Origin of the sequence: Methylophaga sp. UBA2513 (assembly GCF_002341285.1) — a bacterium.
GTDB classification, from domain to species: Bacteria; Pseudomonadota; Gammaproteobacteria; order Nitrosococcales; family Methylophagaceae; genus Methylophaga; species Methylophaga marina.
Genome location: NZ_DDNT01000010.1, coordinates 180,233 through 204,572, shown reverse-complemented (window position 1 = coordinate 204,572; position 24,340 = coordinate 180,233). Strand labels below are relative to the sequence as shown.

The 24,340-nt window shown below is 41.1% G+C and carries 28 protein-coding genes; 17 read left to right on the top strand and 11 right to left on the bottom strand.

All coding sequences use genetic code 11. The features are described from left to right. Nucleotides 1-3: 3 nt before the first annotated feature. Entirely contained in the window at nucleotides 4-432 is a 429-nt protein-coding gene (locus B3V56_RS06820; RefSeq protein WP_289284091.1) for a hypothetical protein, read from the bottom strand. 44 nt (nucleotides 433-476) lie between these two features. Here B3V56_RS06820 and B3V56_RS14730 point away from each other — a divergent pair, with 44 nt between their 5' ends. Then, nucleotides 477-671 carry a Com family DNA-binding transcriptional regulator gene (locus tag B3V56_RS14730; RefSeq protein WP_379007972.1) on the top strand — a complete coding sequence of 65 codons (195 nt, stop codon included), beginning with the start codon at nucleotides 477-479 and terminating at the stop codon, nucleotides 669-671. Continuing rightward, entirely contained in the window at nucleotides 634-1,578 is a 945-nt protein-coding gene (locus B3V56_RS06815; RefSeq protein WP_289283284.1) for a DNA-methyltransferase, read from the top strand. The genes B3V56_RS14730 and B3V56_RS06815 overlap by 38 nt, the downstream gene beginning before the upstream one ends. Here B3V56_RS06815 and B3V56_RS06810 read toward each other — a convergent pair whose 3' ends face one another. Together B3V56_RS06810 and B3V56_RS06805 are read right to left on the bottom strand one after the other, a co-directional pair. After that, nucleotides 1,579-1,896: a helix-turn-helix domain-containing protein gene (locus tag B3V56_RS06810; protein WP_289283283.1), complete on the bottom strand. Its 318-nt coding sequence runs from the start codon at nucleotides 1,894-1,896 to the stop codon at nucleotides 1,579-1,581. It abuts the gene before it with no gap. A gap of 37 nt (nucleotides 1,897-1,933) precedes the next feature. Next, a complete protein-coding gene (locus B3V56_RS06805) occupies nucleotides 1,934-2,230 on the bottom strand; it encodes a transcriptional regulator (protein WP_289283282.1) in 297 nt (98 codons plus the stop codon). A 278-nt stretch (nucleotides 2,231-2,508) separates the two neighbouring features. Here B3V56_RS06805 and B3V56_RS06800 point away from each other — a divergent pair, with 278 nt between their 5' ends. Continuing rightward, entirely contained in the window at nucleotides 2,509-3,039 is a 531-nt protein-coding gene (locus B3V56_RS06800; RefSeq protein WP_289284090.1) for a hypothetical protein, read from the top strand. On the opposite strand, the gene B3V56_RS06795 is transcribed toward B3V56_RS06800, so the two are convergent. The 4 genes from B3V56_RS06795 to B3V56_RS06780 form a co-directional block, all read right to left on the bottom strand. Beyond that, complete coding sequence (locus B3V56_RS06795) at nucleotides 3,023-3,952, bottom strand: hypothetical protein (RefSeq protein WP_289283280.1); 930 nt, start codon at nucleotides 3,950-3,952, stop codon at nucleotides 3,023-3,025. The genes B3V56_RS06800 and B3V56_RS06795 overlap by 17 nt on opposite strands. A 331-nt stretch (nucleotides 3,953-4,283) precedes the next feature. Beyond that, on the bottom strand, nucleotides 4,284-5,045 hold the full coding sequence (locus B3V56_RS06790; protein WP_289284089.1) for a hypothetical protein: 762 nt from the start codon (nucleotides 5,043-5,045) through the stop codon (nucleotides 4,284-4,286). A gap of 68 nt (nucleotides 5,046-5,113) precedes the next feature. Beyond that, nucleotides 5,114-5,881 (bottom strand): hypothetical protein, encoded by a 768-nt coding sequence (locus B3V56_RS06785; RefSeq protein WP_289283278.1) that lies wholly within the window; start codon nucleotides 5,879-5,881, stop codon nucleotides 5,114-5,116. 2 nt (nucleotides 5,882-5,883) lie between these two features. Next, a complete protein-coding gene (locus B3V56_RS06780; RefSeq protein ID WP_289283277.1) occupies nucleotides 5,884-6,489 on the bottom strand; it encodes a hypothetical protein in 606 nt (201 codons plus the stop codon). Between the two features lie 283 nt (nucleotides 6,490-6,772). Here B3V56_RS06780 and B3V56_RS06775 point away from each other — a divergent pair, with 283 nt between their 5' ends. The 4 genes from B3V56_RS06775 (at nucleotide 6,773) to B3V56_RS06760 (ending at nucleotide 8,187) form a co-directional block, all read left to right on the top strand. Continuing rightward, nucleotides 6,773-7,102: a hypothetical protein gene (locus B3V56_RS06775; RefSeq protein ID WP_289283276.1), complete on the top strand. Its 330-nt coding sequence runs from the start codon at nucleotides 6,773-6,775 to the stop codon at nucleotides 7,100-7,102. Then, on the top strand, nucleotides 7,095-7,598 hold the full coding sequence (locus B3V56_RS06770; protein WP_289283275.1) for a BRO-N domain-containing protein: 504 nt from the start codon (nucleotides 7,095-7,097) through the stop codon (nucleotides 7,596-7,598). The genes B3V56_RS06775 and B3V56_RS06770 overlap by 8 nt, the downstream gene beginning before the upstream one ends. Nucleotides 7,599-7,615: 17 nt before the next feature. Continuing rightward, complete coding sequence (locus B3V56_RS06765; RefSeq protein WP_289283274.1) at nucleotides 7,616-7,792, top strand: hypothetical protein; 177 nt, start codon at nucleotides 7,616-7,618, stop codon at nucleotides 7,790-7,792. Between the two features lie 107 nt (nucleotides 7,793-7,899). Continuing rightward, complete coding sequence (locus tag B3V56_RS06760) at nucleotides 7,900-8,187, top strand: hypothetical protein (protein WP_289283273.1); 288 nt, start codon at nucleotides 7,900-7,902, stop codon at nucleotides 8,185-8,187. 388 nt (nucleotides 8,188-8,575) lie between these two features. Here B3V56_RS06760 and B3V56_RS06755 read toward each other — a convergent pair whose 3' ends face one another. Then, on the bottom strand, nucleotides 8,576-9,886 hold the full coding sequence (locus tag B3V56_RS06755) for an MFS transporter (protein WP_289244981.1): 1,311 nt from the start codon (nucleotides 9,884-9,886) through the stop codon (nucleotides 8,576-8,578). A 699-nt stretch (nucleotides 9,887-10,585) separates the two neighbouring features. On the opposite strand from B3V56_RS06755, the gene B3V56_RS06750 reads away from it, so the two are divergent. The 3 genes from B3V56_RS06750 to B3V56_RS06740 all read left to right on the top strand — a co-directional run bounded on the left by B3V56_RS06750 (nucleotide 10,586) and on the right by B3V56_RS06740 (nucleotide 16,252). After that, entirely contained in the window at nucleotides 10,586-11,629 is a 1,044-nt protein-coding gene (locus tag B3V56_RS06750; RefSeq protein WP_289284088.1) for an NADP(H)-dependent aldo-keto reductase, read from the top strand. A 238-nt stretch (nucleotides 11,630-11,867) separates the two neighbouring features. Further along, nucleotides 11,868-14,141, top strand: a complete 2,274-nt coding sequence (locus tag B3V56_RS06745) for a hybrid sensor histidine kinase/response regulator (RefSeq protein ID WP_289284087.1) — start codon at nucleotides 11,868-11,870, stop codon at nucleotides 14,139-14,141. Nucleotides 14,142-14,155: 14 nt separating this feature from the next. Further along, nucleotides 14,156-16,252, top strand: coding sequence for a two-component system response regulator (locus B3V56_RS06740; protein WP_289283526.1), 2,097 nt, complete (start codon nucleotides 14,156-14,158; stop codon nucleotides 16,250-16,252). On the opposite strand, the gene B3V56_RS06735 is transcribed toward B3V56_RS06740, so the two are convergent. Both B3V56_RS06735 and B3V56_RS06730 read right to left on the bottom strand, forming a co-directional pair. Continuing rightward, nucleotides 16,249-16,848: a MarR family winged helix-turn-helix transcriptional regulator gene (locus B3V56_RS06735; RefSeq protein WP_286305079.1), complete on the bottom strand. Its 600-nt coding sequence runs from the start codon at nucleotides 16,846-16,848 to the stop codon at nucleotides 16,249-16,251. The two genes, B3V56_RS06740 and B3V56_RS06735, sit on opposite strands and share 4 nt — an antisense overlap. Beyond that, nucleotides 16,841-17,278, bottom strand: a complete 438-nt coding sequence (locus tag B3V56_RS06730; RefSeq protein WP_289284086.1) for a chemotaxis protein CheW — start codon at nucleotides 17,276-17,278, stop codon at nucleotides 16,841-16,843. Before B3V56_RS06730 ends, B3V56_RS06735 begins: the two co-directional genes overlap by 8 nt. Before the next feature lie 194 nt (nucleotides 17,279-17,472). Here B3V56_RS06730 and ectA point away from each other — a divergent pair, with 194 nt between their 5' ends. The 7 genes from ectA to B3V56_RS06695 all read left to right on the top strand — a co-directional run bounded on the left by ectA (nucleotide 17,473) and on the right by B3V56_RS06695 (nucleotide 23,767). Next, nucleotides 17,473-17,982, top strand: coding sequence for a diaminobutyrate acetyltransferase (gene ectA, locus B3V56_RS06725; protein WP_289283523.1), 510 nt, complete (start codon nucleotides 17,473-17,475; stop codon nucleotides 17,980-17,982). Nucleotides 17,983-18,039: 57 nt separating this feature from the next. Next, nucleotides 18,040-19,377, top strand: coding sequence for a diaminobutyrate--2-oxoglutarate transaminase (ectB, locus tag B3V56_RS06720; protein ID WP_286305076.1), 1,338 nt, complete (start codon nucleotides 18,040-18,042; stop codon nucleotides 19,375-19,377). Nucleotides 19,378-19,448: 71 nt separating this feature from the next. After that, nucleotides 19,449-19,853: an ectoine synthase gene (locus B3V56_RS06715; protein WP_007145567.1), complete on the top strand. Its 405-nt coding sequence runs from the start codon at nucleotides 19,449-19,451 to the stop codon at nucleotides 19,851-19,853. Between the two features lie 128 nt (nucleotides 19,854-19,981). Beyond that, on the top strand, nucleotides 19,982-21,424 hold the full coding sequence (locus tag B3V56_RS06710) for an aspartate kinase (RefSeq protein ID WP_286305075.1): 1,443 nt from the start codon (nucleotides 19,982-19,984) through the stop codon (nucleotides 21,422-21,424). Further along, nucleotides 21,409-22,293: a TPR end-of-group domain-containing protein gene (locus B3V56_RS06705; RefSeq protein WP_286305074.1), complete on the top strand. Its 885-nt coding sequence runs from the start codon at nucleotides 21,409-21,411 to the stop codon at nucleotides 22,291-22,293. The genes B3V56_RS06710 and B3V56_RS06705 overlap by 16 nt, the downstream gene beginning before the upstream one ends. A gap of 38 nt (nucleotides 22,294-22,331) precedes the next feature. Then, nucleotides 22,332-22,547 carry a hypothetical protein gene (locus tag B3V56_RS06700; RefSeq protein ID WP_289283521.1) on the top strand — a complete coding sequence of 72 codons (216 nt, stop codon included), beginning with the start codon at nucleotides 22,332-22,334 and terminating at the stop codon, nucleotides 22,545-22,547. Next, complete coding sequence (locus tag B3V56_RS06695) at nucleotides 22,547-23,767, top strand: sodium/proline symporter (RefSeq protein ID WP_289283520.1); 1,221 nt, start codon at nucleotides 22,547-22,549, stop codon at nucleotides 23,765-23,767. The genes B3V56_RS06700 and B3V56_RS06695 overlap by 1 nt, the downstream gene beginning before the upstream one ends. An 8-nt stretch (nucleotides 23,768-23,775) precedes the next feature. On the opposite strand, the gene B3V56_RS06690 is transcribed toward B3V56_RS06695, so the two are convergent. Then, nucleotides 23,776-24,306 carry a chalcone isomerase family protein gene (locus B3V56_RS06690; RefSeq protein ID WP_289244972.1) on the bottom strand — a complete coding sequence of 177 codons (531 nt, stop codon included), beginning with the start codon at nucleotides 24,304-24,306 and terminating at the stop codon, nucleotides 23,776-23,778. Nucleotides 24,307-24,340 lie beyond the last annotated feature (34 nt).

Genomic DNA, 24,340 nt, shown 5'->3' with positions numbered 1-24,340 from the left:
TGATCACCGATACGACACACCGGCAGAAACAGGACTGATGTCATGGTAATCAGCCAACACAATATCCGGTTCTTCTACCACCACATACACGCGGCGTTCATTCGTTTCAGGGTTTTTGGCCATAAGCCCGACCAGGTGCGTTTTCATCGCATTGGGATACCACTTTGGCTTGCCCTCAAAGTTGAGCAGCATATAGGCATCATTGGGTATCAACACCCGACGCGGGAACCATTTATCCCAACGGCCAGCCAGCACCGCATCACGCTTAGCGGTAAACCCAAAAGGCAGCGTTCCTGGTTGATTGGAATGACGGCCCCAGGGGAACATTTTCGACGACTGATCAGGCATAAGCACAGGCAAAGCCGGACGAGGATGGCTGATATCGACGGTGTATTGCTCACCATTAAATTGAAAAGTAACTGCCTGGCACATGCGAGAAAATATAGAGAAGATTTAGAAGGGCTGCAACGAGAACAATGAAAGAAATACGCTGCGGGGCATGTGGCCGTAAATTAGGTGAGGGCATTTTTATCGAGCTACAGATAAAGTGCGCACGCTGTAAAACCATGAATCATCTGAGGGTCAAGCACCCCGAACCAGCACACCACGAGTGTCATGAAAAAGAGAACACTCGTGAGAAAATACCAAACCGAAAACCTATCACTGCATAACACCGATTGTTTAAAACTCCTGATCACACTCGATGATAACAGCATCGATTTAATCGCGACCGATCCGCCTTATTTTCGTGTGGTTGCCGAAAGCTGGGACCGACAATGGAAAAATGAAGCGGACTTTTTTGCCTGGTTAGATAGCGTACTTGAGCAGATGGCCAGAGTGTTAAAGCCTACCGGATCGCTTTATTTTTTTGCAGGCCCACACCTGGCCAACAAAGTCGAAATAGCCGTTGCAAAACATTTCAACATGCTCAATCAAATCATCTGGCGAAAGCCTTCAGGCCGTCATAATGGTTGCAGCAAAGAATCATTACGGCGTTATTTCCCCCAAACCGAGCATATTATGTTTGCTGAAAGCATGAAGCCGGTGCCGTTTAGTTTTGAATCTATTCGAGCTTATCTTCACCAGGCGATCATCGATGCCGGCGTGACACAAAAACAAGTCGACAATGCTTGTGGCTGCAAAATGTCCGGCCATTGGTTTGGTAAATCGCAATGGTCCATGATTCCAGAAAACCACTATCAAACCGTTGAAAAGCTCATCGGTAAAAAGCTGAAGCCCTATGCTGATCTTTATGCTGAATATCGATCACTGTTGGATGAAAGCAATGCGGCCAGACGCACGTTTAACGTCAGTAAGCATGTGCCTTATACCAATGTTTGGGACTTTAAGCCGGTGCCGTTTTACACTGGCAAACATCCATGTGAAAAACCGATGGACCTAATGGAACACATCATCACCGCCAGTTCCTTACCTGGTGATGTGGTCCTGGATGCATTTGTTGGGGGTGGCAGTACGCCGGCAGCGTGTATTAAAACCGGACGAGGCTTTGTTGGCTCGGAATTAGGCGAAAGCGAATTTGATATGGCGGTGAAGAGGTTAAATTTGATGAGCGCGTGATTATGCGCTCATCTGTTCAATTTCTTGAATTAAATCAGGATGACGATTAATCATTCCAATCAATTTAATAGCGGGGCCTGTAGGTTCAGCTCTACCTTGTTCCCAGTCACGTAATGCACCAACGGAAGTGGATATGAGGCGAGCAAACTTTGGCTGAGTAAATTCATATTTGATGCGGACTTCTCTCACTAGGCGTTGAGCATCACTGTATTTACGCCCAACTTTGCCGGCATTCATTTCAGCAAGGCTATGTTTTAATCCTGGTAATTCAATACCAGCATCTGCTTCAATTGCTGAAGCAATCTTTTCAATATTCATAGTTTCCCTCCCTAGGATGTGCTATGACAATTAATGGTTAACTTAGTTTTTTGATATCTGAGCTAGTAATATTTTCAGTATCTGATTTTTTATAAATCATGATTAAATAAATTGTGCCCTCAGCATCTTCATTAAAATAGATGATTCTTGCACCGCCACGTTTTCCACTGCCTTTTATCGCCCAACGAACCTTTCTGGCACCCTCTGCTTCAGGTATAACATCTCCAGCTTCAGGGTTTTGAGCAATGTAGCTGATGAAATCTAGTCGTTCAGATTCATCCCATATCTTATCGGCATGCTTACAAAATGTCGGTGTTTCAATCACTGTTCTCATAGTGGATATTGTACGGATATCCCGTATATGTGCAATAGTTTTTCTATGTTTGATATATAGAACATCATCACTATTTAGTTGCCTAGTTATTTATCAGAAATCACCATGCTTAAACATGGTGAAATAGGGCCAAAAAGCCGAAATAAGTGTATCTGTACTTTAGTTGATTAGTTAATGGCGTATTAGTTATTTTTAATTCAGACAATACTCTAAGCATTGCATATATTTCACAATGAGAAATACAAAAAAAGAGTCACGTAATATACGTTGAGGTTGATATGGAATATTCGAAATTTGATGATCATTACAAACACTTTCCGTACAGGAAAGATTATCAAAATGGCAGGACAAATAATGGAGGACTAGACCTTATCAACAACCCAGACTCAATTAGCGAAATAACAGAAGCAAAGAACTTCCCGGCACTGCTCGGTTTTATATCTGAATTGAATAAAGCTGACTCCCCATATCTTACTTTAGGGTGTGAGGCTGGTCAGGATTCGCCTGAAGTATTTGTGGGCTATGTTGAGTTTACGTTTAAAGATGACAGATTAGCTCAGGATGAAAAATTCATATCCGCTATCGATACAAGATTTAACGAATGGACTCGAATTGAATATCCTCAAATATCTGAAGTAATAGTAAGAAGTTTATGTTGGGAGTATTTCAAAATTACTTATCATGAAACTACTGATAAATATGTTGTATCTGTTTGTTATCGTGCCATTAATCAAGATGCAGCTGGGGAGTTGTTGGATATAGTAAGACAATTCCTTTTGTCTCACCAACTCATTAGGTCCAGTCTTTAATTAAAATTTCTTTAATTACGTAGTCTTTTTGGGTCGGGTCGTATTTCTTGATTATTGATATATCAGCTTTAATGTTTACATTGCCGTGAAGCTTATTAGGATCTATGTCTTCAGTCAGTGTAATTTTAGTTGCAGTATCCACAATACCTTTTGCTACACCAGCCCAACCTTGGCGTCGTTTGCGTGCATCACTTGCAGCAATATACACATCGACATTTGTGTAGGTTTCTATTTTCTCTTCGGGTTGAGGAGGTGTGTAACTGCTAGGTGTTGCCTTTACAAATTCAGGCTTCAGCGTCAGTTGATCATTATCATCCAGACTAATACTTGCCTTACTGTCATCTTTTGCAGGCTTAACAAAATCTACAGCAGCCTTTGCGATTTTTTTCTTATCAACAGTAGCAGATACGATATCAACGATTTGTTGACCCGTTAAGGCACCATCACCAACACCGATGACACTATTATTGATGTTGGTTGTATAGTTTTTAATTGATTGCGGGACAGGGTCATTATCTGAAAGAATAGCCCAAGTCGCGCCACTAGCAATACCAGCGGCTAATAGTAATCCAAGCACTTGGCGCATTGTCTTTTTATCCTCGTCATCCGTGCTATTGCTAAAGACTGCGTTACGAATTTTACATAGTTTTTCACGAAATTTCTTGTATTCTTCTTCGCCACCAAACACCAGATCTATAATGAAATTTTCTGATAAAGAGCCTGACTCTAACTTATCCAGATATATATTGATTTCTTTGATGTCGACATCATCAAATATCTTTTTTATCGATGGTTTTAACTCATCAATTAAAGTTTCAGCAGCGAGTAGCCCCTTGATGACATTTTTTATAGGGATGCGTTTTTCGTTGGAATAGTAGATCTGATGATCAACTGTCATCGTAAGAACAGCCATCACGTCTCCTTATTATTGCAGATATGTTGAAATTCCTGCATCAAAGTCCATTTTGTTTCTTCATTCCTAAATTTAGAAGACTTGATACATTCAAAATAAGATTATTGCATAAAGTTAACGCGTGTTAACACTGTTAACATCGATAACAATATCTAATATGTGGATTGGATGGAGACAGGCTTTTTTCTGTCCATCATTGCGATTGCTCAATGAGACAGGTTGTGGTGATGGTGAAGGGCTTATAAACTCATGCACGGCAAGTACTCTCAAAAGTACATTTTTCTAATTTGATTATGTCGTCCAGGTTGTGAGTGCTTGCCAGATTTATTTACTAATCTGGCCTCATTTCTTCTATTTTCTTTTGCTCACGGTTTTTTATTTCTTTTTTTAAATTTTCAAGCTTGAGTCTATTAAACCCTTCAGGGTTAAGCTTGCAGTGATAGTGATGATGTGCCTTTTCTAATTCTTCTCGATCTTTTTCTTTTTCTCTTTCAGATTTTTGTTTTATTCCCCATAGCTTTAAGGCTTTTGAGGTTGCAATATATAGGCTATAAATAAGTGCAATGAATGACACTACAGGGTTTGCCCAACCATAAAACGCAATTAGTCCAGGAATTAAACAGAACCAGATGGTAAGAACAATTAGAAATATACGGTTAGAACGACCTTGTTTTTTTAGGTCACTCAATGCTTCTTCAGATGTCCTAAATTTGAATCCAGCATAAATCTTTGACAAGCTTTCTTTTGTTAAGTCAATTTTAGGTATTTTATCTGGAGGGTAATCTCCCCAACACATGTAGATTCCATTTTCAGTCGGGTAACCTAAAAGAAACTCACCACCGGCTAGTTCATTAATATCAAACTTAATATCTGTTTGATTTATTAAAAGTACTTGTAGTGGAGTTGGATATCGATGTACCCAAATCTTGAGCTCTTCTTCACAAATTTTTTTTGCATCATTGATTAATGAATCATCGTATAAATAAATATCGAGTACAGCTGAGTCTTGTCCAGTAAAAACAGGTAAGTATTTGACATAGTATCCTGTTCGCTTTTCTTCAATGTCTTCATATCTTATCCAGTCATCGATCATGGCTTGTCTCTCAAAAGTACATTTTTCTAATTTGATTATGTCGTCCAGGTTGTGAGCGCTTGTCTGAACTAATAAATCAATAGTGATTCAAATTCAAATTCTTTTAGGTGGGCGGGAGGAGAGATATGATCGACAAGTTTCTGACGGTCAGCTTTGGTAATAATATTCCATTGTTCGAGATCAAAGAAAATTGCTATAACTCTTTTATGCATATCTAGACATATCATGGTGTCATTACTGTCAGTAAATTTGTATGAGGCTACTAAACAATTGTGTAGACCATTTACTTCCATCGTTATTTCATCAAGATATACGTTAACTCTATGAGTGGCTTCATGAAGTGTATTTTTTGATTGAGTTGCATTTTTATAGACTTCACGTAACTGAGGTAGTGACTCGATAATTTCTTTGGCACGCCTATGCTTCATACCATCATGGTTCAGCAGCTTGTATTCAGCTAAATTAAAATGATATTTGTAATCGTCTCCATGAACTGAAGGAAAGTTCATTTTTATAAGCTCTTTGAATCTGTCATATTGCATCTCGAATCGCTTTACGTATGATTCGAATAAATCAGCTTTCCTTTGTCTTTCTATCTGTTCACGTTGTTCATTGAGTTGGTCTCGTTGAAGTTTTAAGGTCGACAAAAGGGCAATGACAGAAGCGATAGTGAGGATGGGCATAACAAGGTTGCCAACGTAAGTTGCAAAGTCAGCAAAATCTCCTGGTCCACCGATATCTCTATCCCAGAAATTAAAAACATAAACGCCTACGATACATATGATAAGAAGAACACAAGCAATAATCGTATAGGTGAGAACTTTATTAAAACCCATTATTACTCTCCAAACTTTTCTCTGGCACGACGCTCAATTTCTTTTTTGGCTAATTCAGCTGGATACCTGACATTATCGTGTCCAGGAAACTCTATCGAAAAGTCACAACTAGTGCATTCCAGCCCAACGCTATCAGTGTATTGCGAAAATCTAGAAGGATTTTCTGTGAAGGTATAACGCTCAAGTTCAAGATCACATGTTTTACAGTAAGGGATAAGTTTTATTGGCTCTTTAAAATACCAACTCCATCGCCACACAACACCCTTAATAGTATCTTTCGTGTAATTTTTACGAGTTAGTTTTTTATATGGAATGAAATTTCTTATTAAGTGAGATAGAGCATAAGTAACAAGGGCTATTATCACTACCCACATATATCCTGGGACAGCATAAGAATCAGTGAAACACTGCCACGTCTTATAAAATGCAAAAGTGATAGTCCTCCAAATGGAGGAAAGTGGGGTATATTCAGAAAAATATTCAATTAAAGCTAAAAATAGCCCACCAAAAACAGTAATTATTATTCCTTCAAAAATTCTCTTCACCATCTGTTTGGCACTCTCATTACATCCACTGTTATATAATTTGATTATTGCACGCCACATCATTTGTTAACACTGTTGACAGGGATAACAGGAAATACTATCTTGATTATGCACTGGCAAAATCCAGTGTCAGGGTTTCGCAGCCTTGTATGGTAAGATTCGTGTGAAAGCGCGGTAGCGCTTTTTTTGTGCCTATCATTTCTATGGTGGGTGTACGTTGGGGAGCCTTGTGCTCGCCGGTCTTGTACGCGAGTCTTCCACCGGTCTGCGAACCCAGCGTATGCCCATCGCCCTTATTTCGCAGTAACGGTGATGGTCTTTCAATTTAGTTAAGGAAGATCTCGCTATGAAACAGCACTATTCCCGCCTGAGTTTCGTTCAGGCTATTTCTCAAAATGATTCATTCTATAATTCAGAGCCTAATTACCAGGTCAGCACCGGCACGGTTTGGGGCTGGTGTGACAGTCCAGAAGCACCGCTGGTCATCAAGCTATCATCCGGTGTGCATTTCACTTGTTATGGCATCAGCCATATTCAAAAACAATCGGCACTAGCCCAAGGGGCCATTGGCCAAAAGGTCGCGTTTTATCATCGTGGGTTTGATATCCAAGGCAAGCCACTTTTCCCCGTATTCAAAACCTTATTAATCGGTGATGAGGTGCATGGTCATGAGTAATCTAAAAACATTAGCTAATCCATTCACCTTCAAAGGCCATGATGTGCGTGTGGCCGTAACCGAGCAGGGCGGTGTGTTATTTCATGCTGAGGATATCGCCAAGGTGCTCGGTATGGATAAAGTCATGTTCGAGGATGCCGTTCGGTTAATACCAGGTGACTGGCGAATGGTGTTACCTGGTAGCGACTTTATCTTCATTACCGAACCGGCCGTGTTCAAACTGATATTCCATTATCAGTCTGAGCAGGCGGTATCATTGGCTGAGTGGATAGTGCAGGACGTACTAACCACACTTAGAAAACATGATTTTTTCGGTGAACTCAATCCAGCGTTAAGACTGGAATATTCCAAAACCATCACCGACCTGACAATGCAGCTATTAAGCAACCGGTCGGAGCATATCCGCGATGTATTAGTGGCAGAACTGCGTGATTGTTGCAACCTGGTAGGCAGACAACTACCTGCAGCAGTCAATACAAGCAGCATGCACTTCTGATTTATTAAGGATGTGGTATGAAACAATTAATAAGAGAAATGGAAGAGAAGGTCATCGCGTTACGTGGGGCCGCTCATGGAATTGCAGCATCGATGGATGAAGAAACCATCACCAGTGAACAGGCATATCAGTTGCTAAAGTCTCTGGCCGATGGCATTCAAACAATCATTGATAAGCGTTCGATACCTGAATAAATCATCACTCAGCACGGGCCGGCTTTTTAGTCGGCCTTTTTTCTTGTATATATTTAAAAGACTGATTAATTTAGCGATTGTATGAAATCTGTTTAGGGAATCAATTTATGGGATTTAATGTGAATGATTTTCGTAAGGTAGAAGAGCAGGTGAAAAGCCATGCCATCGAGACGATGTCAGTTCGTGAGCTTCAGTCAATAAAGAATTCATTGCTTACTAATAGACCAGATCCAAATACGAAATCATTTATGCAAATACAATGGGATATCGTCTATAAAGAAGTAACGTCTCAGATAGATAGTAAGGTTGCGAAGAAACGTTTTTGTATTGGTGTAACTATTAGCTCGGTGATTCTGGTGATAAGCCTGGTCAATCTCGTAAGAAGTTTTCTGTAGTCATCCTCACGGCTTTTTAGTAGTAGGTTATTGCGAATAAACCACCACAATAATAACTAAAGATAGCCAGCCCAAAAAACACTCCTCCTCACCCGCGAGCTTTTTGAAATTTTTTTGAATTTTGAAAAACATCGTGAATCAGCCAATCACATCTAAACAGGCTTAAATTCTCGGCTTGAAACATAAAAAAATGACTTAAAACCGCTTCAGTAAATGAAGTATCTAGATACTAAATGAAAAAATATACAGCCATTTTACAGCCACTATATTTTTGACTCACAAGTTAAGTTGATGATTAATATTAAAATAATTGAGGTGGGGAAGAGGTTCAAATCCTTCTGTCCCGACCAATTTCTCTTGTTAATATCATCAATATATAAACTCACAATTACGAGCCGCTTTGTCTTAAAGCATTGATAATCCGTTCTCGTTCTTCTTCTCCATAAAAGCTTGGATCATCAAATAAGTCTCTTTGTGGTTGATCAAACATCATGCTGAGTACTTGGGAGCTGGTTTGGACCATCGGTTCGAAGTGAGCATTATTTCCACTGACAAGATCAACTACACGGCGACGACGGTAAACTGTATAAGCTGCCAATATTAATAAAACTGCGCCAATGTAAAGTGGCAGACCTTGTGCCCCAATCAGTGTCATCAATGAGCCTGCTGCGACAGGTGCAAAGGCACATCCTAGGCCATGAAGAACCAACATATCCGATGAGCCTGAAACAATTTCGTCAGGATGCAGTTGGTCGATAAGTTGAGCCACTGACAGTGGATAGATAGAGAAAGACAGACCACCCCAGATAAAAAAGACAACAAGTAACACCGTCTGAGAGGGAATGATTGCCATGGATAAAGCGACGAGACCGGCTAATGTCACTACCCATGTAATCACTTTTGGTCTGTCATGCTTATCTGAATAACGACCAATAGGAATCTGCAAAGCGGCACCACCTAAAATGGTTAAACTCATGATGAGAGCAATACCACTGATGTCATAGCCAAGTTGTGTCGCATAGATTGGCGTCATTGCCCAGAATGCGCCCATCGCTAAACCCGATAAGGTTGAACCGGCAACAGAGAGTGGCGCAATTTTTAATAAATTTTTTAAACTGCTTTTAGGTTTTTCTGAATTGATAGTGGGTTGATTTCGTCGTGTTAATGTTAAAGGGAGTATCGCCCAGCTTATGAGAATAGAAACGATAGCAAATAATAAGAAATTATCTGGTTTCGCGATATGTAACATTTGTTGCGCGATAGTGAGTGCACCTAAGTTAACTACCATATAAAAAGCAAATACACGGCCTCGCTCATGACTGGCGGCTTGACTGTTGAGCCAGCTCTCAATGACCGTCATCAGGGTGATATAGGCAAGCCCATAGAAAAATCGCAAGATAATCCAGACCCATGCATCAATAAAAATAATGTGTATTAAAGTCGAGGACGCACATATTGATGCACAAAATGCAAATGTCCGGATATGTCCCATTCGGCGTATGAGTCTACCGCTCACCCAGGTGCCACAAATAAAGCCAATAAAATAGCTCGACATAATGAAGCCCATTGTCGCGCTAGAAAAACCTTCATCTGTACCTCTCAATGTAAGTAGGGTACTAATCAGCCCATTGCCTAACAATAAAAGGGCAACACTCCATAAAATAGATTGGATTGGTTTTAATAATGCAAAGGATTGCATATGTTCTCCTGTGTATTTCTGCACCTTATTGTGGAATGTCGTGCACCAAAAACATGCTTAATCTATGTGAGGGTAGTGAAGAAACATGCTATATAGCGATAAACTGCAGGTTTAAGAGTCATCATTGCTGTTCTTTACCTCGTTGTAAGGCATTTGATGCAAATGCTGCACCGATAATCTGGTCATGATGATTGAGGTGATTGGGTACAGAGTGATTTTCACAGAAATTTCGCAGTCAGGTGATAATATCAATCTCGAACTATCCTTGTTAGCAGTTCACCACCCTTAGCCAGCTTACTCCCGATAAGCTGGCTTATTTTTTTCAAAACTTTACATTCCCACTGCAACCATTATTTTTTTATCGTGTCATAGTTTTACCTGAGACTATCGTCATGGGTGTAATTTCTACTCCTTGTTTTGAGAAGGCGGTGATGTCTACATTACCGCCTTTTTTCTTGCTTAGTAGATAACTAATCGATTTTCATTCGTTAATTCCAATGAATATTTCTTTCGTTTGTATAGTCAATAATCGTACTGACGTTCACTGACCTGTACGTCAGTAATCCTATCTGCGTAAATCTCCTTTTTTTGGAGTAGGGTGGTTCTAGTAACCACCCTTTTTTTATGCTTATCTCTGCATATAACATGACTAATGTATGATGAATTTGTGGTTTGAATTTTTAAAAGGTAATTATTTATATGCACTATCGCTATCTTGGGAATACAGATTTAAAAGTCAGCCGAATTTGTCTGGGTACGATGACTTTTGGCGAGCAAAACACCCAAGCTGAGGGACATCAGCAATTAGACTACGCTCTTGGTGAAGGGGTTAACTTTATTGATACTGCTGAGCTCTATGCCATCCCTCCCTGCGCTGAGACTTACGGTGCAACCGAAACAATAATTGGTCAGTGGCTACAAAAAAGAGCTCGTAGAGACGACATTGTCTTAGCGAGCAAAATCGCAGGACCAGGCGGTGATTGGGTTTCTCATATCAGAGGTGGTCAAACCCGCTTTGATGAGAAAACCATAGAAACAGCATTGAATAACAGTCTTAAACGTTTAAAAACGGACTATATTGATTTATACCAATTACACTGGCCGGAGCGTAATACAAACTACTTCGGTCGATTAGGATACGAACAGCCTGAGAATGAGCAAGGTTTGACACCGATCATTGAGACTTTACAAGCATTGGAGAAACAAGTTCAGGCAGGAAAAATTCGCCATATTGGTTTATCTAATGAAACACCATGGGGAATAATGCAATTTATCACTGTGGCTAAATCGATGAATCTGCCATTAGTTGTGAGTGTGCAAAACCCTTATAGTTTATTGAACAGAACCTATGAAGTCGGGTGTGCAGAGATTAGTCATCGGGAGAATGTTGGTCTGCTTGCCTATTCTCCGTTGGGGTTTGGTGTACTGACAGGAAAATACCTTAATGCACAACCTACTGATGCTCGATTAACTCTCTGGCCGAATTATAGTCGCTATAGTAACCCTCAGGCGGTTGAGGCAACACGTGCCTATGTGGAGCTTGCTCAGCGTTTTCAGCTTGACCCGGCCCAGATGGCATTGGCTTTTGTTAATTCACGGCCATTCCTAACAGCTAATATCATTGGCGCCACTAACATGTCCCAGCTCAAAAATAATATCGCCAGTGAGCAGCTGATATTGTCAGAAGAATTACTGTCGGAAATAACGAATATTCATCAACGTATTCCTAATCCTGCACCCTAGTAATAATTTTTATTTGTAAAAATTAAATATAAATGAAATGGGGACGACAACAATAAGAGTGGCCTTATTTTAGTCGCTGACTAAGCATGACATAAAAAATGGCATCAATGAGCAATATAAGAGGAGGAAAGGCAATATGACTTTTTTGGGCTGCAAGCTTGTAATTGTTGATGGGCTCTCCTCTTTCAATCCTTCAGCGACGGTGTTATTGGTTAATCACTCACATGTTGCGTGAGTCATGACGCTATCAAAAACGAGTATTTCACGATCTGTATGGGTGGGAAGTGTGGTATTTCTCACCGTTTCCACTATAATTTTTGTGGCCGTATTCAACCTATTAGTGGATAAAGTCACTCAGAACCAGCTTGAGCCGCTCATAAAACAGATATCAATACAGTCTAAAAATATCAGTATTGATGATATTACTGAACAGAAGGAAGCACTGTCCTGGTTAGATGCGGTGCCTTATATTAAGCAGGCCGTGGTCTTTGGTAAAAATGCGGAGACGCTTTTTTATTATAAAAAACCGAATCAAGAGGTCACGCATAAGTATGCCAATCAATGGCGGCAAACGTTCACTAAGACAAATCATTATTCAGATTCAGAGGTTCTCCATACGCTTCAGCCAATTGATGGAGCGCATGAAAATGTGGAGAGTATTTATTTAGAGGTTGATAAACGTCTATTGCAAAAGCCTTTTCATCCAATCTTGCTTGGCGGATATGCTGGACTCGTGATTTTTTTTCTAACCATCGTCGCTACAGTTTGGTTTTTTATGCGTCGATATATTCTTCCAGTAAGACGGTTTGTCGACGCTGTATTGGAAACAAAGCAGGATCAGCTATTAAGCTGTGAGCAAAGTTTACAAGATATAGAGCACACAATTGTCGATTTACAATCTGATAATCAGAACTGGGTTGAGCACAGCAAACAGTTGGAGCTAAAGCTAAAGCAACAAACTGATGAAACGTTAGAAATAACGAATCGTTTGATAGCACAATATGAGAACGAAAAAAACACGAAATTAGCACTTATTAACCTCAGCGGTGGTGGGTTAAAGGCTTTAGTGCATAAAATGATTAATGATGTCGAATTTCTGAAAGTTCACATCACTGAATCACAAGTACATGAAAAGGCCAGTCAGCTGAATGATTCAGTTCATGAGTTATTAGATGTTATTGAACGATTACAAATATATTCAAAACTAAATGACAACCAACTGCCAGTCGAGCTACAACAGACGGATTTATATCGACTGCTTCATTCAGTACTGGAGAGTAATCAAGCAAAGGCTAGTCAAAATGAACATACACTGACATTAAGCTACCAGTGTGATGTCAGAGAAGCCATATTGGATCCTCATAAGTTAAGGCAAATCCTCAATAACTTAATTGATAATGCCATCCGGTTCTCCTCGCCTGGGAATATTGAGTTAAGCCTTGTTGTGAGCACTGACGAGACAAAACCTTTTCTGACATTTTCAGTCAGCGACCCTGGACCAATTATAGATACGGTCGAACAACAACGTATTTTTGAACCTTTTCAACAAGCTTCGAATAGTGAACAAGCGATGACAGCAGGCGTCGGTTTGGGCTTAGCGATCTCAAGCCAATTGATCAGCTTGATGTTGGGTGATTACGGTCTGGAGGCGACTAATAAAGGCAATCGTTTGTGGTTCACCCTACCTATTGAAGTCATTTCTCGGTCAACGGTGTTACCAGAAGAAAAACCATCTTCGCTAAAAACATCTGCCGAAAAGGCACTCAAAACAATACTTGTCGTAGAAGATAATGAAGTCAATCAATCCGTTGCTTTGAACATGCTAGAAAAACTTGATTGTAAAGTGGATTTAGCGAGCGATGGCAAAGAAGCATTAGACGCTTGTCGTGTGAGTGAATATGACATGATTTTAATGGATTATCACATGCCGATGATGAGTGGTATCGAAGCGACTCAACAAATCAGAAAGGGGTTGAAGCTGACAGTCCCCATTATTGCGTTAACTGCGGATGATGATGAACAAGTTAAATCTGACTTCTATGCTGCCGGGGTAAACGATATTCTGATTAAACCAGTTAATTTCAATAAGCTGGTGGATTTATTAACTAAATTCTTAGGATATACCAAAGAAAAGTTGCCAGAATCAACTAATCTTGATGACGCCAAGGGCTCAAACTCTATACTTAATATGCGTGTTGTGGATGATATTCGCGCTATGGCAGGGGAAAGTGGGCAACAGATGGTTGAGCAAATCTTTCAGGTCTATATGGAGCATACTCCAAGTCTCATCCAGGCAATCAAACAGGCCTATAAAAATCAAAACGCAGAGCAATTATTTAAATCTGCACATGCCTTGAAATCCAGTTCACTCAATATTGGCGCTTCGGCTGTTGCCGAGTTAGCAAAACAAATAGAAATGTTGGCAAGACAAAATAATCTTGACCAGGTCGGGGGATATATAGATAAACTAGATACGCATTATGTTGAATTGACTTCTTTCTTAGATGAATAGTGGCGGGGGATTTGATGGCAAATACCATCAAAAAGCAAGTAGTCTTGATAGTGGATGATGATCCCGCCACACGTATGCTCATGACTCAGTCATTGACCTCGAGTGAGTTACAGATTGTCGAAGCTGCATCGGGTGAAGAAGCGATCATTCAATTTACGACGCATAAACCTGATATCACATTACTTGATGTATCGATGCCCGGCATGAATGGTTTTGAGTGCTGTGCACAACTGCGTGCTCTGCCGAAAGGTGCTGAGTGTGCCATTGTGATGGTGACAGCACTGGATGATGTTGAAGATATTGAACAGGCTTTTGAATCTGGCGCCACCGACTTTATCACCAAACCATTGAAGTGGCCGCTATTTAAACATCGGGTTCGTTATATTCTCAAGGCGAACAAAACCCTTCAAGAGCTGAGCCTGAATAAAAATAAATTGGCTAAGGCCCAGTCAATCGCCAATCTGGTGTATTGGGAGTGGGATTTTGAGTCCGAGTTTCTCGAATGCTCATCAGATATGTTCGACATGCTGGGTTTTTCAAAAGAAACCAATCTGACAGTTCGAACCGCGCTAAAAAAAGTGCATCCAGATGACAGGCCACGTTTGATGATGGCGCTCAAACAAGCCGTTTACGAAAAGCAGTCATATGATATTGAATACCGGATTATTCGTAACGATGGTAGCGTGTTATTTGTGAATGAGCGGACCGATATTAGTTTCGAATATGGTCAATGGCGTATGGTAGGTACCTTGCATGACATTACCTCAAGAAAACAGTCAGAGCAGGAGATTACTTATTATGCTTACTACGACACGCTGACAGATTTACCAAATCGACGTCTTTTCATTGAGCAGTTAGAAACGGCCATTGCCAGTGCAAAACGCCATCAGAATAAATTTGCTCTGATGTTTCTTGATTTAGATCGTTTCAAATATATCAATGACACCTATGGTCATCACATTGGGGATGAGGTGCTCTGTCAGTCTGCCGTCAGAATTCGAGAGTGTGTCAGAGACTCAGATGTCGTCGCTAAAGCAAATTATGATGCTGATAATCGTGTTGCTCGCTTGGCCGGTGATGAATTTACTGTCTTATTGGATGATGTAGGCCGGGTCGAGCAGGTTGCTGAAATTGCTCAGCGTTTAATTCAAGCGTTTTCTGAGCCTTTCCTGATTAGTGATAAGTTTTTACATATCTCAATTAGTATGGGCATTACCTTGTTTCCTGATGATGGTCACAATGTTCAGACCTTATTACAACATGCCGATGTGGCTATGTATCATGCTAAAGAAAAGGGAAGAAATAATTATCAGTTCTTTTCTGAAAGTATGAACAACTATCTTAAATTACGTTTAGAGATGGAGAATGATCTCAGAATAGCGTTGGCTGAACAGCAGTTTGAGGTGTTTTATCAGCCGCAATATGATGCTCAGAGCATCACTATTGTGGGGGTTGAAGCATTACTTCGTTGGCGTCACCCTACAAAGGGTTTATTAACACCGGATGTATTTATTGAAGTGGCCGAGAGTACTGGACTCATTTTATCAATTGGGAACTGGGTCTTGATGCAAGCCTGCCTCCAAGTGAGGGAGTGGCAGAAAACATCAGGCTGTGCCTACCGTATTGCTGTGAACTTATCGGCGTCTCAGTTTACGCAATCTTATCTGTTAGATACGATAAAAAATACTTTGGATGTCACTGATCTACCACCAGAAACGCTTGAATTAGAAATTACGGAAACAGCCATGTTGAAAGATACTGCTGAGACTATTCCACTTTTGTTTTCGTTAAAAAAGTTGGGCGTGCGGCTGGCAATTGATGATTTTGGTACAGGCTATTCTTCTCTGAGTTATTTGAAGAACTTTCCTATTGATACTTTAAAAATCGATCGTTCTTTTGTAGAGGAAATTGTCTCAAATACAAAAGACTGTGCCATAGCACAAACAATTGTACAGTTAGCGGATAATTTGCAACTGTGTACGATCGCTGAAGGTGTTGAAACCAGTGAGCAAGCGGAAGTTTTAAGGAAGTTAGGCTGTGCAGAATTTCAGGGATTCTTTTTCAGTCATCCAATGCCTGCACAGCAATTACGTTTATTATTGGACCACTAAGTCTTATTTTTTTCGTCTAGAAAAGCGGCATGATTATCGAGTAGAGCATCATGCCGATCTAACAGACCAATATCTAGCACAGGTGAGGCATCGATGTGCTGAGCATCCATCATTTGGGCTACCCGTTTCAGAGCAGAAATGATCATGGTTTGTTCCCACTCTTGGAGATCGCCAAACTGTCGTGTAAACTGTTCTTGGAGAGGAATCGGTGCGTTCTTCAGAATTTCCAATGCTTTATCAGTCAGATGAACATGTACTTTGCGCTTATCTGATTCTGAACGCATTCGATAAACCAGTTCACGCTTCTCCAGACGATCAACAATTGTCGTTACCGTTGCCTGACTAAGACTCATCTCACTGGCCAGTTCGCCAATGGTTATCTGACCTTTATCTCTGAGGCTTTGCAGAAGCAGAATTTGTGGTGCAGTTAAGCTGGTGGTTTTTGCCAGATATTTAGAGTGCAAATCAGTTGCACGAATAACTCGCCTTAAAGCGATTAAAACTTCTTCAATTTGGTTCAACAGGTGATCCTTCTGCTTATCAGTCAGATCAAGATTATAAACTGCATCTAAATTTAAACCGATAGTTTTACTCATAATTTTCCAATTGGTTAAAACAACGCTCAAAGTCGGCCAATATAATTAGCTGTTGTTTATGTTTTACGGTTGCATATATAGGGCTCAATGTATTTTTTTGTTCAACATGAACCATATTTTGCAAATCCAGCAAGGTAATCCTTATCACCTCATCGACGCTTATTCCGACTAAGCCATTATCTGACTCCAGAATAATGATGTGGCGCGCATCATATGAATCAGCAATACCAAGCAGTTTTCTGCTGCATACAATAGTGACAATCTCTCCTCTTATATTGAGTACCCCGTCTACATATGACGGCGAGCCCGGTACAGGGACGGGGGTGATATAGTCATGAACTTCCCTCACCTTATCTACCGCATGAGCGTAAGTTTCATCTTCTATGGCGAAGCAGAGCCATTGTTTGTTGTCTTGTAACTGTAATGTCATCTATTGAATATACGTTGATAATCTCGGGCTGGACAATATATTTATTTAGTGTACTATATATATCAAATCATTAACAGCCTGACTTACTTTATTTAAATTGCTGTTTAATAAGAAATATGCAGTTTTATTAGATAAATTTCAGGTTTATTGTGACTTAAAAATAATAGAGATATAAATAATAGAGCTATTTATAAATGACAAATAATAACGATGAGAATGTTTCCATTACCCTCCGAGAACCTACAGCAGAAGACGGTTCTTCTGTCTTCGAATTAATTGCTGCCTGTCCTCCTCTGGACACCAATTCTATGTATTGCAATCTGCTGCAGAGCAGTCATTTTTCCCAAACATCTGTAGCTGCTGAAATGAATGAAACACTGGTCGGTTTTATTTCTGGTTATGTTTTACCTAAGAAACCTGACACTTTGTTTATATGGCAAGTCGCTGTGGGCGAGAAAGCAAGAGGACAAGGGCTTGCAAGCCGAATGCTTCGTCACATACTGATCCGTGAGCAATGTAAGAATGTGAAATTTATCGAAACCACTATCACACCGGATAATCGTGCATCGTGGGCATTATTTGAAAGTTTGGCCAATAAGCTTGATGCGGAGCTAAACCGATCAGTGATGTTTGATCGCCAACAACATTTTGCAGGTCAACATGAGACAGAAATGTTGGTCAGAGTCGGTCCATTCGAGCTATAGCAGAATAGATACAGATATCAGGATACGAAAAAAATATTACTAGGAGAAAAATAACCTATGAAAATCTTTGATGAAATTGAATCAGAAGTACGTTCTTATGCCCGCTCTTTCCCTCGCATGTTCAACCGTGCAAAAGACGAGTTTATTTATGATGAAGAAGGCAATGCCTATCTAGACTTCTTAGCCGGTGCAGGTTCACTGAACTACGGTCACAATAACGATCTATTCAAAGAAAAATTGCTTGAGTACATCAACAACGATGGCATCACTCAAGGTCTTGATCTTCACACTCGTGCCAAAGGTGAGTTTCTAGAGAGTTTCAACAACAATATTCTTAAGCCACGTGACCTTGACTATATTGTTATGTTCACAGGTCCAACGGGTACCAATGCTGTAGAAGCTGCGTTAAAAACAGCTCGTAAATATACAGGGCGGGAAAATGTCATTTCTTTTACTAATGGTTGGCATGGTCAAACATTGGGTTCTTTAGCTATCACAGGTAATGGACATCACCGTGGTGGTGCAGGCGTGAGCCTCAGTGGTGCCACTCGTATGCCATATGATGGTTATATGGGTGATGATGTTGATACAACTAACTACTTAGACAAAGTTCTCTCTGATTCAAGCAGTGGTGTAGATAAACCTGCTGCTGTCATTGTGGAAACTGTGCAGGGTGAGGGTGGTATCAATGCGTGTTCAATGACTTGGTTAAAAAGTCTTTCTGAAGTATGTAAGAAGCATGACGTACTTCTAATTATTGATGACATCCAAGCCGGTTGTGGTAGAACAGGCACATTCTTCAGCTTTGAGGAAGCGGGTATCTACCCTGATATCGTGACTGTCTCTAAATCACTCAGTGGTTATGGTTTACCTTTCGCTATTGTGTTGATGAAGCCTGAGTTAGATCAATGGAAACCAGGTGAGCACAACGGTACATTCCGTGGCAATAACCCTGCCTTCATTACAGCAAAAGCGGCACTGGATAACTATTGGAAAGACGATACTTTCGCTAAAGAAGTACAAGCGAAAGGTGATTACATCGCTAAGCGTGTTGATAAGATCGTTGAGTTGTATGGTGAAGGTAACTTCAACTCACATGGTCGTGGCATGTTCCGTGGTATTAATTGTGTGAGCGGTGAAATTGCTGGAAAAATCACCCACAACGCCTTCCAGAAAGGTCTGATCATCGAAACAAGTGGTACTGATGATCATGTGGTCAAATTTTTATGTCCGCTCACGATCACACAAGAAAACTTAGAGAAGGGTATTGATATCCTTGAGCAATCAATCAAAGAAGTATGTGCCAAGGCTGACAATATTCCAGAAGAAAAAGATTATTTCGAAGGTGATTATTCAGTGAGTGAAGAAGTCGAGAAAATGACTCGTCAATCATAAGCTTATGAACATAAAACGGGTGCCCAGACACCCGTTTTACTTCCGAATATTAATGAACCAGAGGATATGAAATGCTTGTTAGACAACTTCAAGAAGCAGAAAAAACGGATCGTAAAATCGTTGATCCTAATGGCAACTGGGACAGTACTCGTTTGCTGTTAAAAGATGACAATATGGGATTTTCTTTCCATATCACCACTATCTACGAAGGTGCTGATTTCAGAATGCATTATCAAAATCACCTGGAGTCTGTGTATTGCATTAGTGGTGAAGGTGAGGTTGAAACACTGGATGATGGTAAAAAATACGCTATCACGCCAGGTACGTTATATAACCTCGACAAACACGACAAACACATGCTTCGTGCTTTTAAAGAAATGAAGTTGGCATGCGTGTTTAATCCACCGCTTCATGGCACAGAAGTTCATAACAAAGATGGTGCTTACGAATTAGAAGCAGACACCATCAGTGACTAAATTGAGCCAAGGCATCGGTTTCTCATAACCGATGCCTTTCTCTGGCGAATAAGCCAATCGACTTACATAACTGCCGCCTTGGCAGTAAACAATATCCAATCCCAGAAGGATGAAATAGAGAGATTACAATGAGTTTTCATACGGTAGAAAAAATCGGCGGCACTTCTATGAGCGACTACGTTGCTGTGCGCGATAACATTATTCTGAAACCGGTTCATAACGACTCGCTCTACAATCGTATATTTGTTGTTTCAGCTTACGGCGGCATTACCGACCTGCTACTGGAACATAAAAAGACCGGACAACCAGGTGTGTTCGGCTTGTTTGCAAACGGACTACATGATGACAGCTGGAAACAAGCTCTCGAAGATCTGAAGCAAAAAATCTTTGCCATCAATGAAACGTTTTACAAAAAACCAGACAATCTTGAGCGTGCTAATCAGTTCATTGGTGAACGTTTAGATGATGCTGAACGTTGCTTAGCCGATTTGCAAAGACTCTGTCAGCATGGGCACTTTGAGCTGGATATGCATCTTGAAACAGTCCGTGAAATGCTGGCCAGTATTGGTGAAGCACACAGTGCATGGAATATGACCCAGCTACTAAAACGTGATGGCATTGATGCCATTTTTGTTGATTTAACTGGTTGGCAAACAGACAAACATTTACCGCTGGACGAACGTATTAAAGTCGCCTTTCAAGATATTGACTTGAAAAAACAACTACCTATAGTCACTGGTTACGCCCACAGTGATGATGGTCTGATGTCGACGTTTGACCGTGGTTATAGTGAAATGAGCTTCAGTCGTATTGCGGTGCTGACTGAAGCAAACGAAGCGATCATTCATAAAGAATTTCATCTCAGCAGTGCAGACCCGAGACTGGTGGGTGAAGACAATGCCGTACCTATCGGCAGAACGAATTATGATGTCGCAGACCAATTAGCTAATTTAGGTATGGAAGCCATTCATCCTAAAGCAGCCAAAGGCCTGCGTAGAAACGAGATTGCTCTTCGTGTACGTAACACGTTTGAACCCGAGCATGCGGGTACATTAATTACCGGCGATTATGTCAGCGCCACCCCATGTGTCGAAATCATTGCTGGCTGTAAAGGCGTGTATGCGTTTGAGTTATTCGACCAGGATATGGCGGGCAATATTGATGTGTATGATCGTGAGATATTGGCAACTATCCATCGCTTTAATGCACATATCATCTCTAAAGATATTAATGCCAACACGATCACGCATTATTTATCAGCAAACTTGAAGACGATTAAACGTATTCGAAATGCACTGCAAGAGCGGTTCGAGGATGCTGAAATCAATCAGCAACAAGTGGCCATTGTTTCTGCGATCGGCAGTGATATGAAAATTCCTGGTATTCTGGCAAAAACAGTTGGGGCACTGGCCAAAGAAAACATCAGTGTCTTAGCGATGCATCAATCCATGCGTCAGGTTGATATGCAGTTCATTATCAACGAAGATGATTATGACGATGCGATTAAGAGCCTGCACAGTGTGCTGGTAGAGATTCATGACCATGGTAGAGCCATATGCCTCGCTTCATAACGATAAGCTTATTTCTTGTCTTACTTATACCTGCTCAGCTGTTTGCCGCTGAGCAGGCACCTACAGAACAACAGATGCGTGAGTCTGTTGATGCCCTTAATGAGCCTTTATATACCCCATTTATTGAGCGTTATGTGCTCGATGAGTTGAAGCAGCTTCGTACCGATATGGCAGCACAGCGTGCTGAAATGATCCAGATGACAGTGGATAAAGAACTGTCAGCTGCAGACAGAGCTGTCGGATATGCCACTGATACTGTCACTTATTTTTTCTATCTTATTGCTGCAGCTTCATCCGTACTGGTATTAGTGGGGTGGTCATCGATTCGTGAAATTAAAGAGCGGGTGCATACGCTGGCCGATCAGGAAATTAACAGCTTAATCAATGAGTATGAAAAACGACTTCATGCTATTGAGCAGCAACTCAGCAAAGAAACCCAGCAAATTGAAGAGAACCGCGAGAAAATTGAACATACCCAAGAAGTTCAATCCTTGTGGTTACGTGCGGGGCAGGAAACCAGTCCAAGCAACAAAATCGCCGTTTATGATCAAATCATGGCGATAAGGCCGTACGATGTAGAAGCTTTAACCTATAAAGCAGATGCGGTGCTCGAGCTGGACGAGCCTCAATGGGCTGCCAATCTTTGTCATCAAGCTCTGGAGTCTGATCCGGAAAACGGTCATGCCTTCTATCAACTGGCGTGTGCTAACACCGCATTGAATCAGTTTGATGAAGCCATCCGTTATCTCAAGCAAGCGATTCAGTGTAGCGATACTTATCGTGAACAATGTAAAGACGATCCTGCACTTGAGCCGCTGCAGAACCACCCTGAACTGGAAAATTTACTGAAAGTCACAGTTGAAAGCTAAGCCTCCTTGCGCGGTGGTTTTTGCAAAAGGAGAATGCCATGATTTGGAGCTTTTTAGGATTTCTTGCCATTTTTGTTGCTATTGGCGTAAGTTCTGTTTTTTTCAGCCGTGGCACTAAAAAAGATTATTATCTTGCCAGTAGTGATATTCCCCCCAGCCTTGTCGGCTTATCTGCTGTTGCAACCAATAACAGTGGCTATATGTTCATTGGTGTGGTTACACATATGCAACAGGATTGGCGTCTATTTGGATAATGATTGGCTGGATATTGGGTGATTTAATTGCGTCCACGTTTGTCCATTCACGTTTGCGTCGTGCTACAAGTGACAGTGCTGAACCAAGTTATGCTGGTGTGTTAAGTAACTGGTATGGGCAAAATGATATCGTGCTACAAAGGTTAATCGCCTTAATTTCTCTTGTGTTATTGCTGGCTTATGCGGGCGCTCAATTGGTTGCAGGTAGCAAAGCGCTACATGTTTTATTCGGTTGGCCGTCATACACCGGTGCGATTATTGGTGCCATTATGGTGACCTTATATTGCTTTGCTGGCGGTATACGAGCCTCTATTTGGACGGATGCTGCGCAATCCGTCGTCATGATTGTGGCGATGACTCTGATGCTAATCGTCGCCGTATCCTCATTAGGAGGCACATCAGCGGCAATTGAACAAATGGATCAAGTGGACGGCTTTCTCAATTTATTCCCTCAAGATTTAGTGATTCCTGGATTAACTGGTGGTGTCTTATTTGCGCTAAGCTGGATGTTTGCGGGGTTCTCAGTTATCGGACAGCCACATATCATGATTCGGTTTATGGCATTAAGTCATGATAATAAAATGCTGCGTGCACGCCTTTGGTATTACCTGTGGTTTACAGCATTTTATTGCCTGGCGACTGGCGTAGGGATGCTGTCTCGTGTTTACCTCGGTGATGTGGCATCGTTTGATGCTGAACTGGCGCTACCCACTATGGCAATGGAGTTATTGCCACCAGTTTTGGTGGGGTTGGTGTTAGCGGGTGTATTTGCCGCCACCATGTCAACGGCAGACTCCTTGGTCCTTAACTGTTCAGCGGCGGTCACCCACGATTTGCTGCCTCATAATATCGAAAATACCTTGATCCTTAAGCTGAGTACGATTGGGATAGTGACGGTCGCATTGTTATGGGCGCTGACCAGTTCAGAGAGTGTGTTCAGCTTAGTGATATTTGCCTGGTCTGGTTTGGCTAGCGCTTTTGCCCCATTGCTTGTCGCGTTATGTCTGGGCTTCAGGCCTAGCCAGCGCCTGAGTATCGTTGCCATGTTAATCGGTCTGATGGTGGCATTGTCCTGGCGTTATTTTGAACTGCATAACGCTGTCTATGAGGGACTGCCGGGTATTATGAGTGGTCTATTGGTGTTAACAATCGGCCTCATCTGGAAGAAAAAGACCGTGGGCACGGCACATAGATTAGTGGCTGACTCTGACGTAGGGTAATGCAGCTTCTATCGCTCGAGAAGCGTTTCTTTCATGCCCTTGTTAAAAGGTTTGGGACCAAACCAGATCTGATAGTAAAAGTTTGCCAGTTCAATTGAAGAGCTGTGGGAAATTTGCTGGCCATTTTTTAGCAGATATAAACCGCTCTTTGTTTTCCTGATATCGTATACGTCGCCATCTTCCACATCCTGGTAGTTGGCATTAAAGCGGGTTAACTCATCCTCAATCTTGGAATACTCAGTGCTTGTCAGATTACGCTCGAGAAGTGTTTCTGAAGCTTCAATAAAATCATCAGCTGTAATTGAGCGATGGTAATAAAAAGAAAGTTGTTTTTCACCTGCGATGTCAGGTAAAAAATTGCAATCTGGCAGGTAAAACGCAGCGTCCGCTACATCAACAAATGCCATCACTGTGATGGATGTTTCATTACATTTTTGTAATGTAGATGACGTCGTTTTGACAGTATCCTGGAAGCGAACATCGGCTAACAGCGTGGTGCAGACAGACATCGTTATCATCGCGACTAAAAATTTCAGCATTTCTCTCTCAGTGGTTAATTATTAAACACAACGG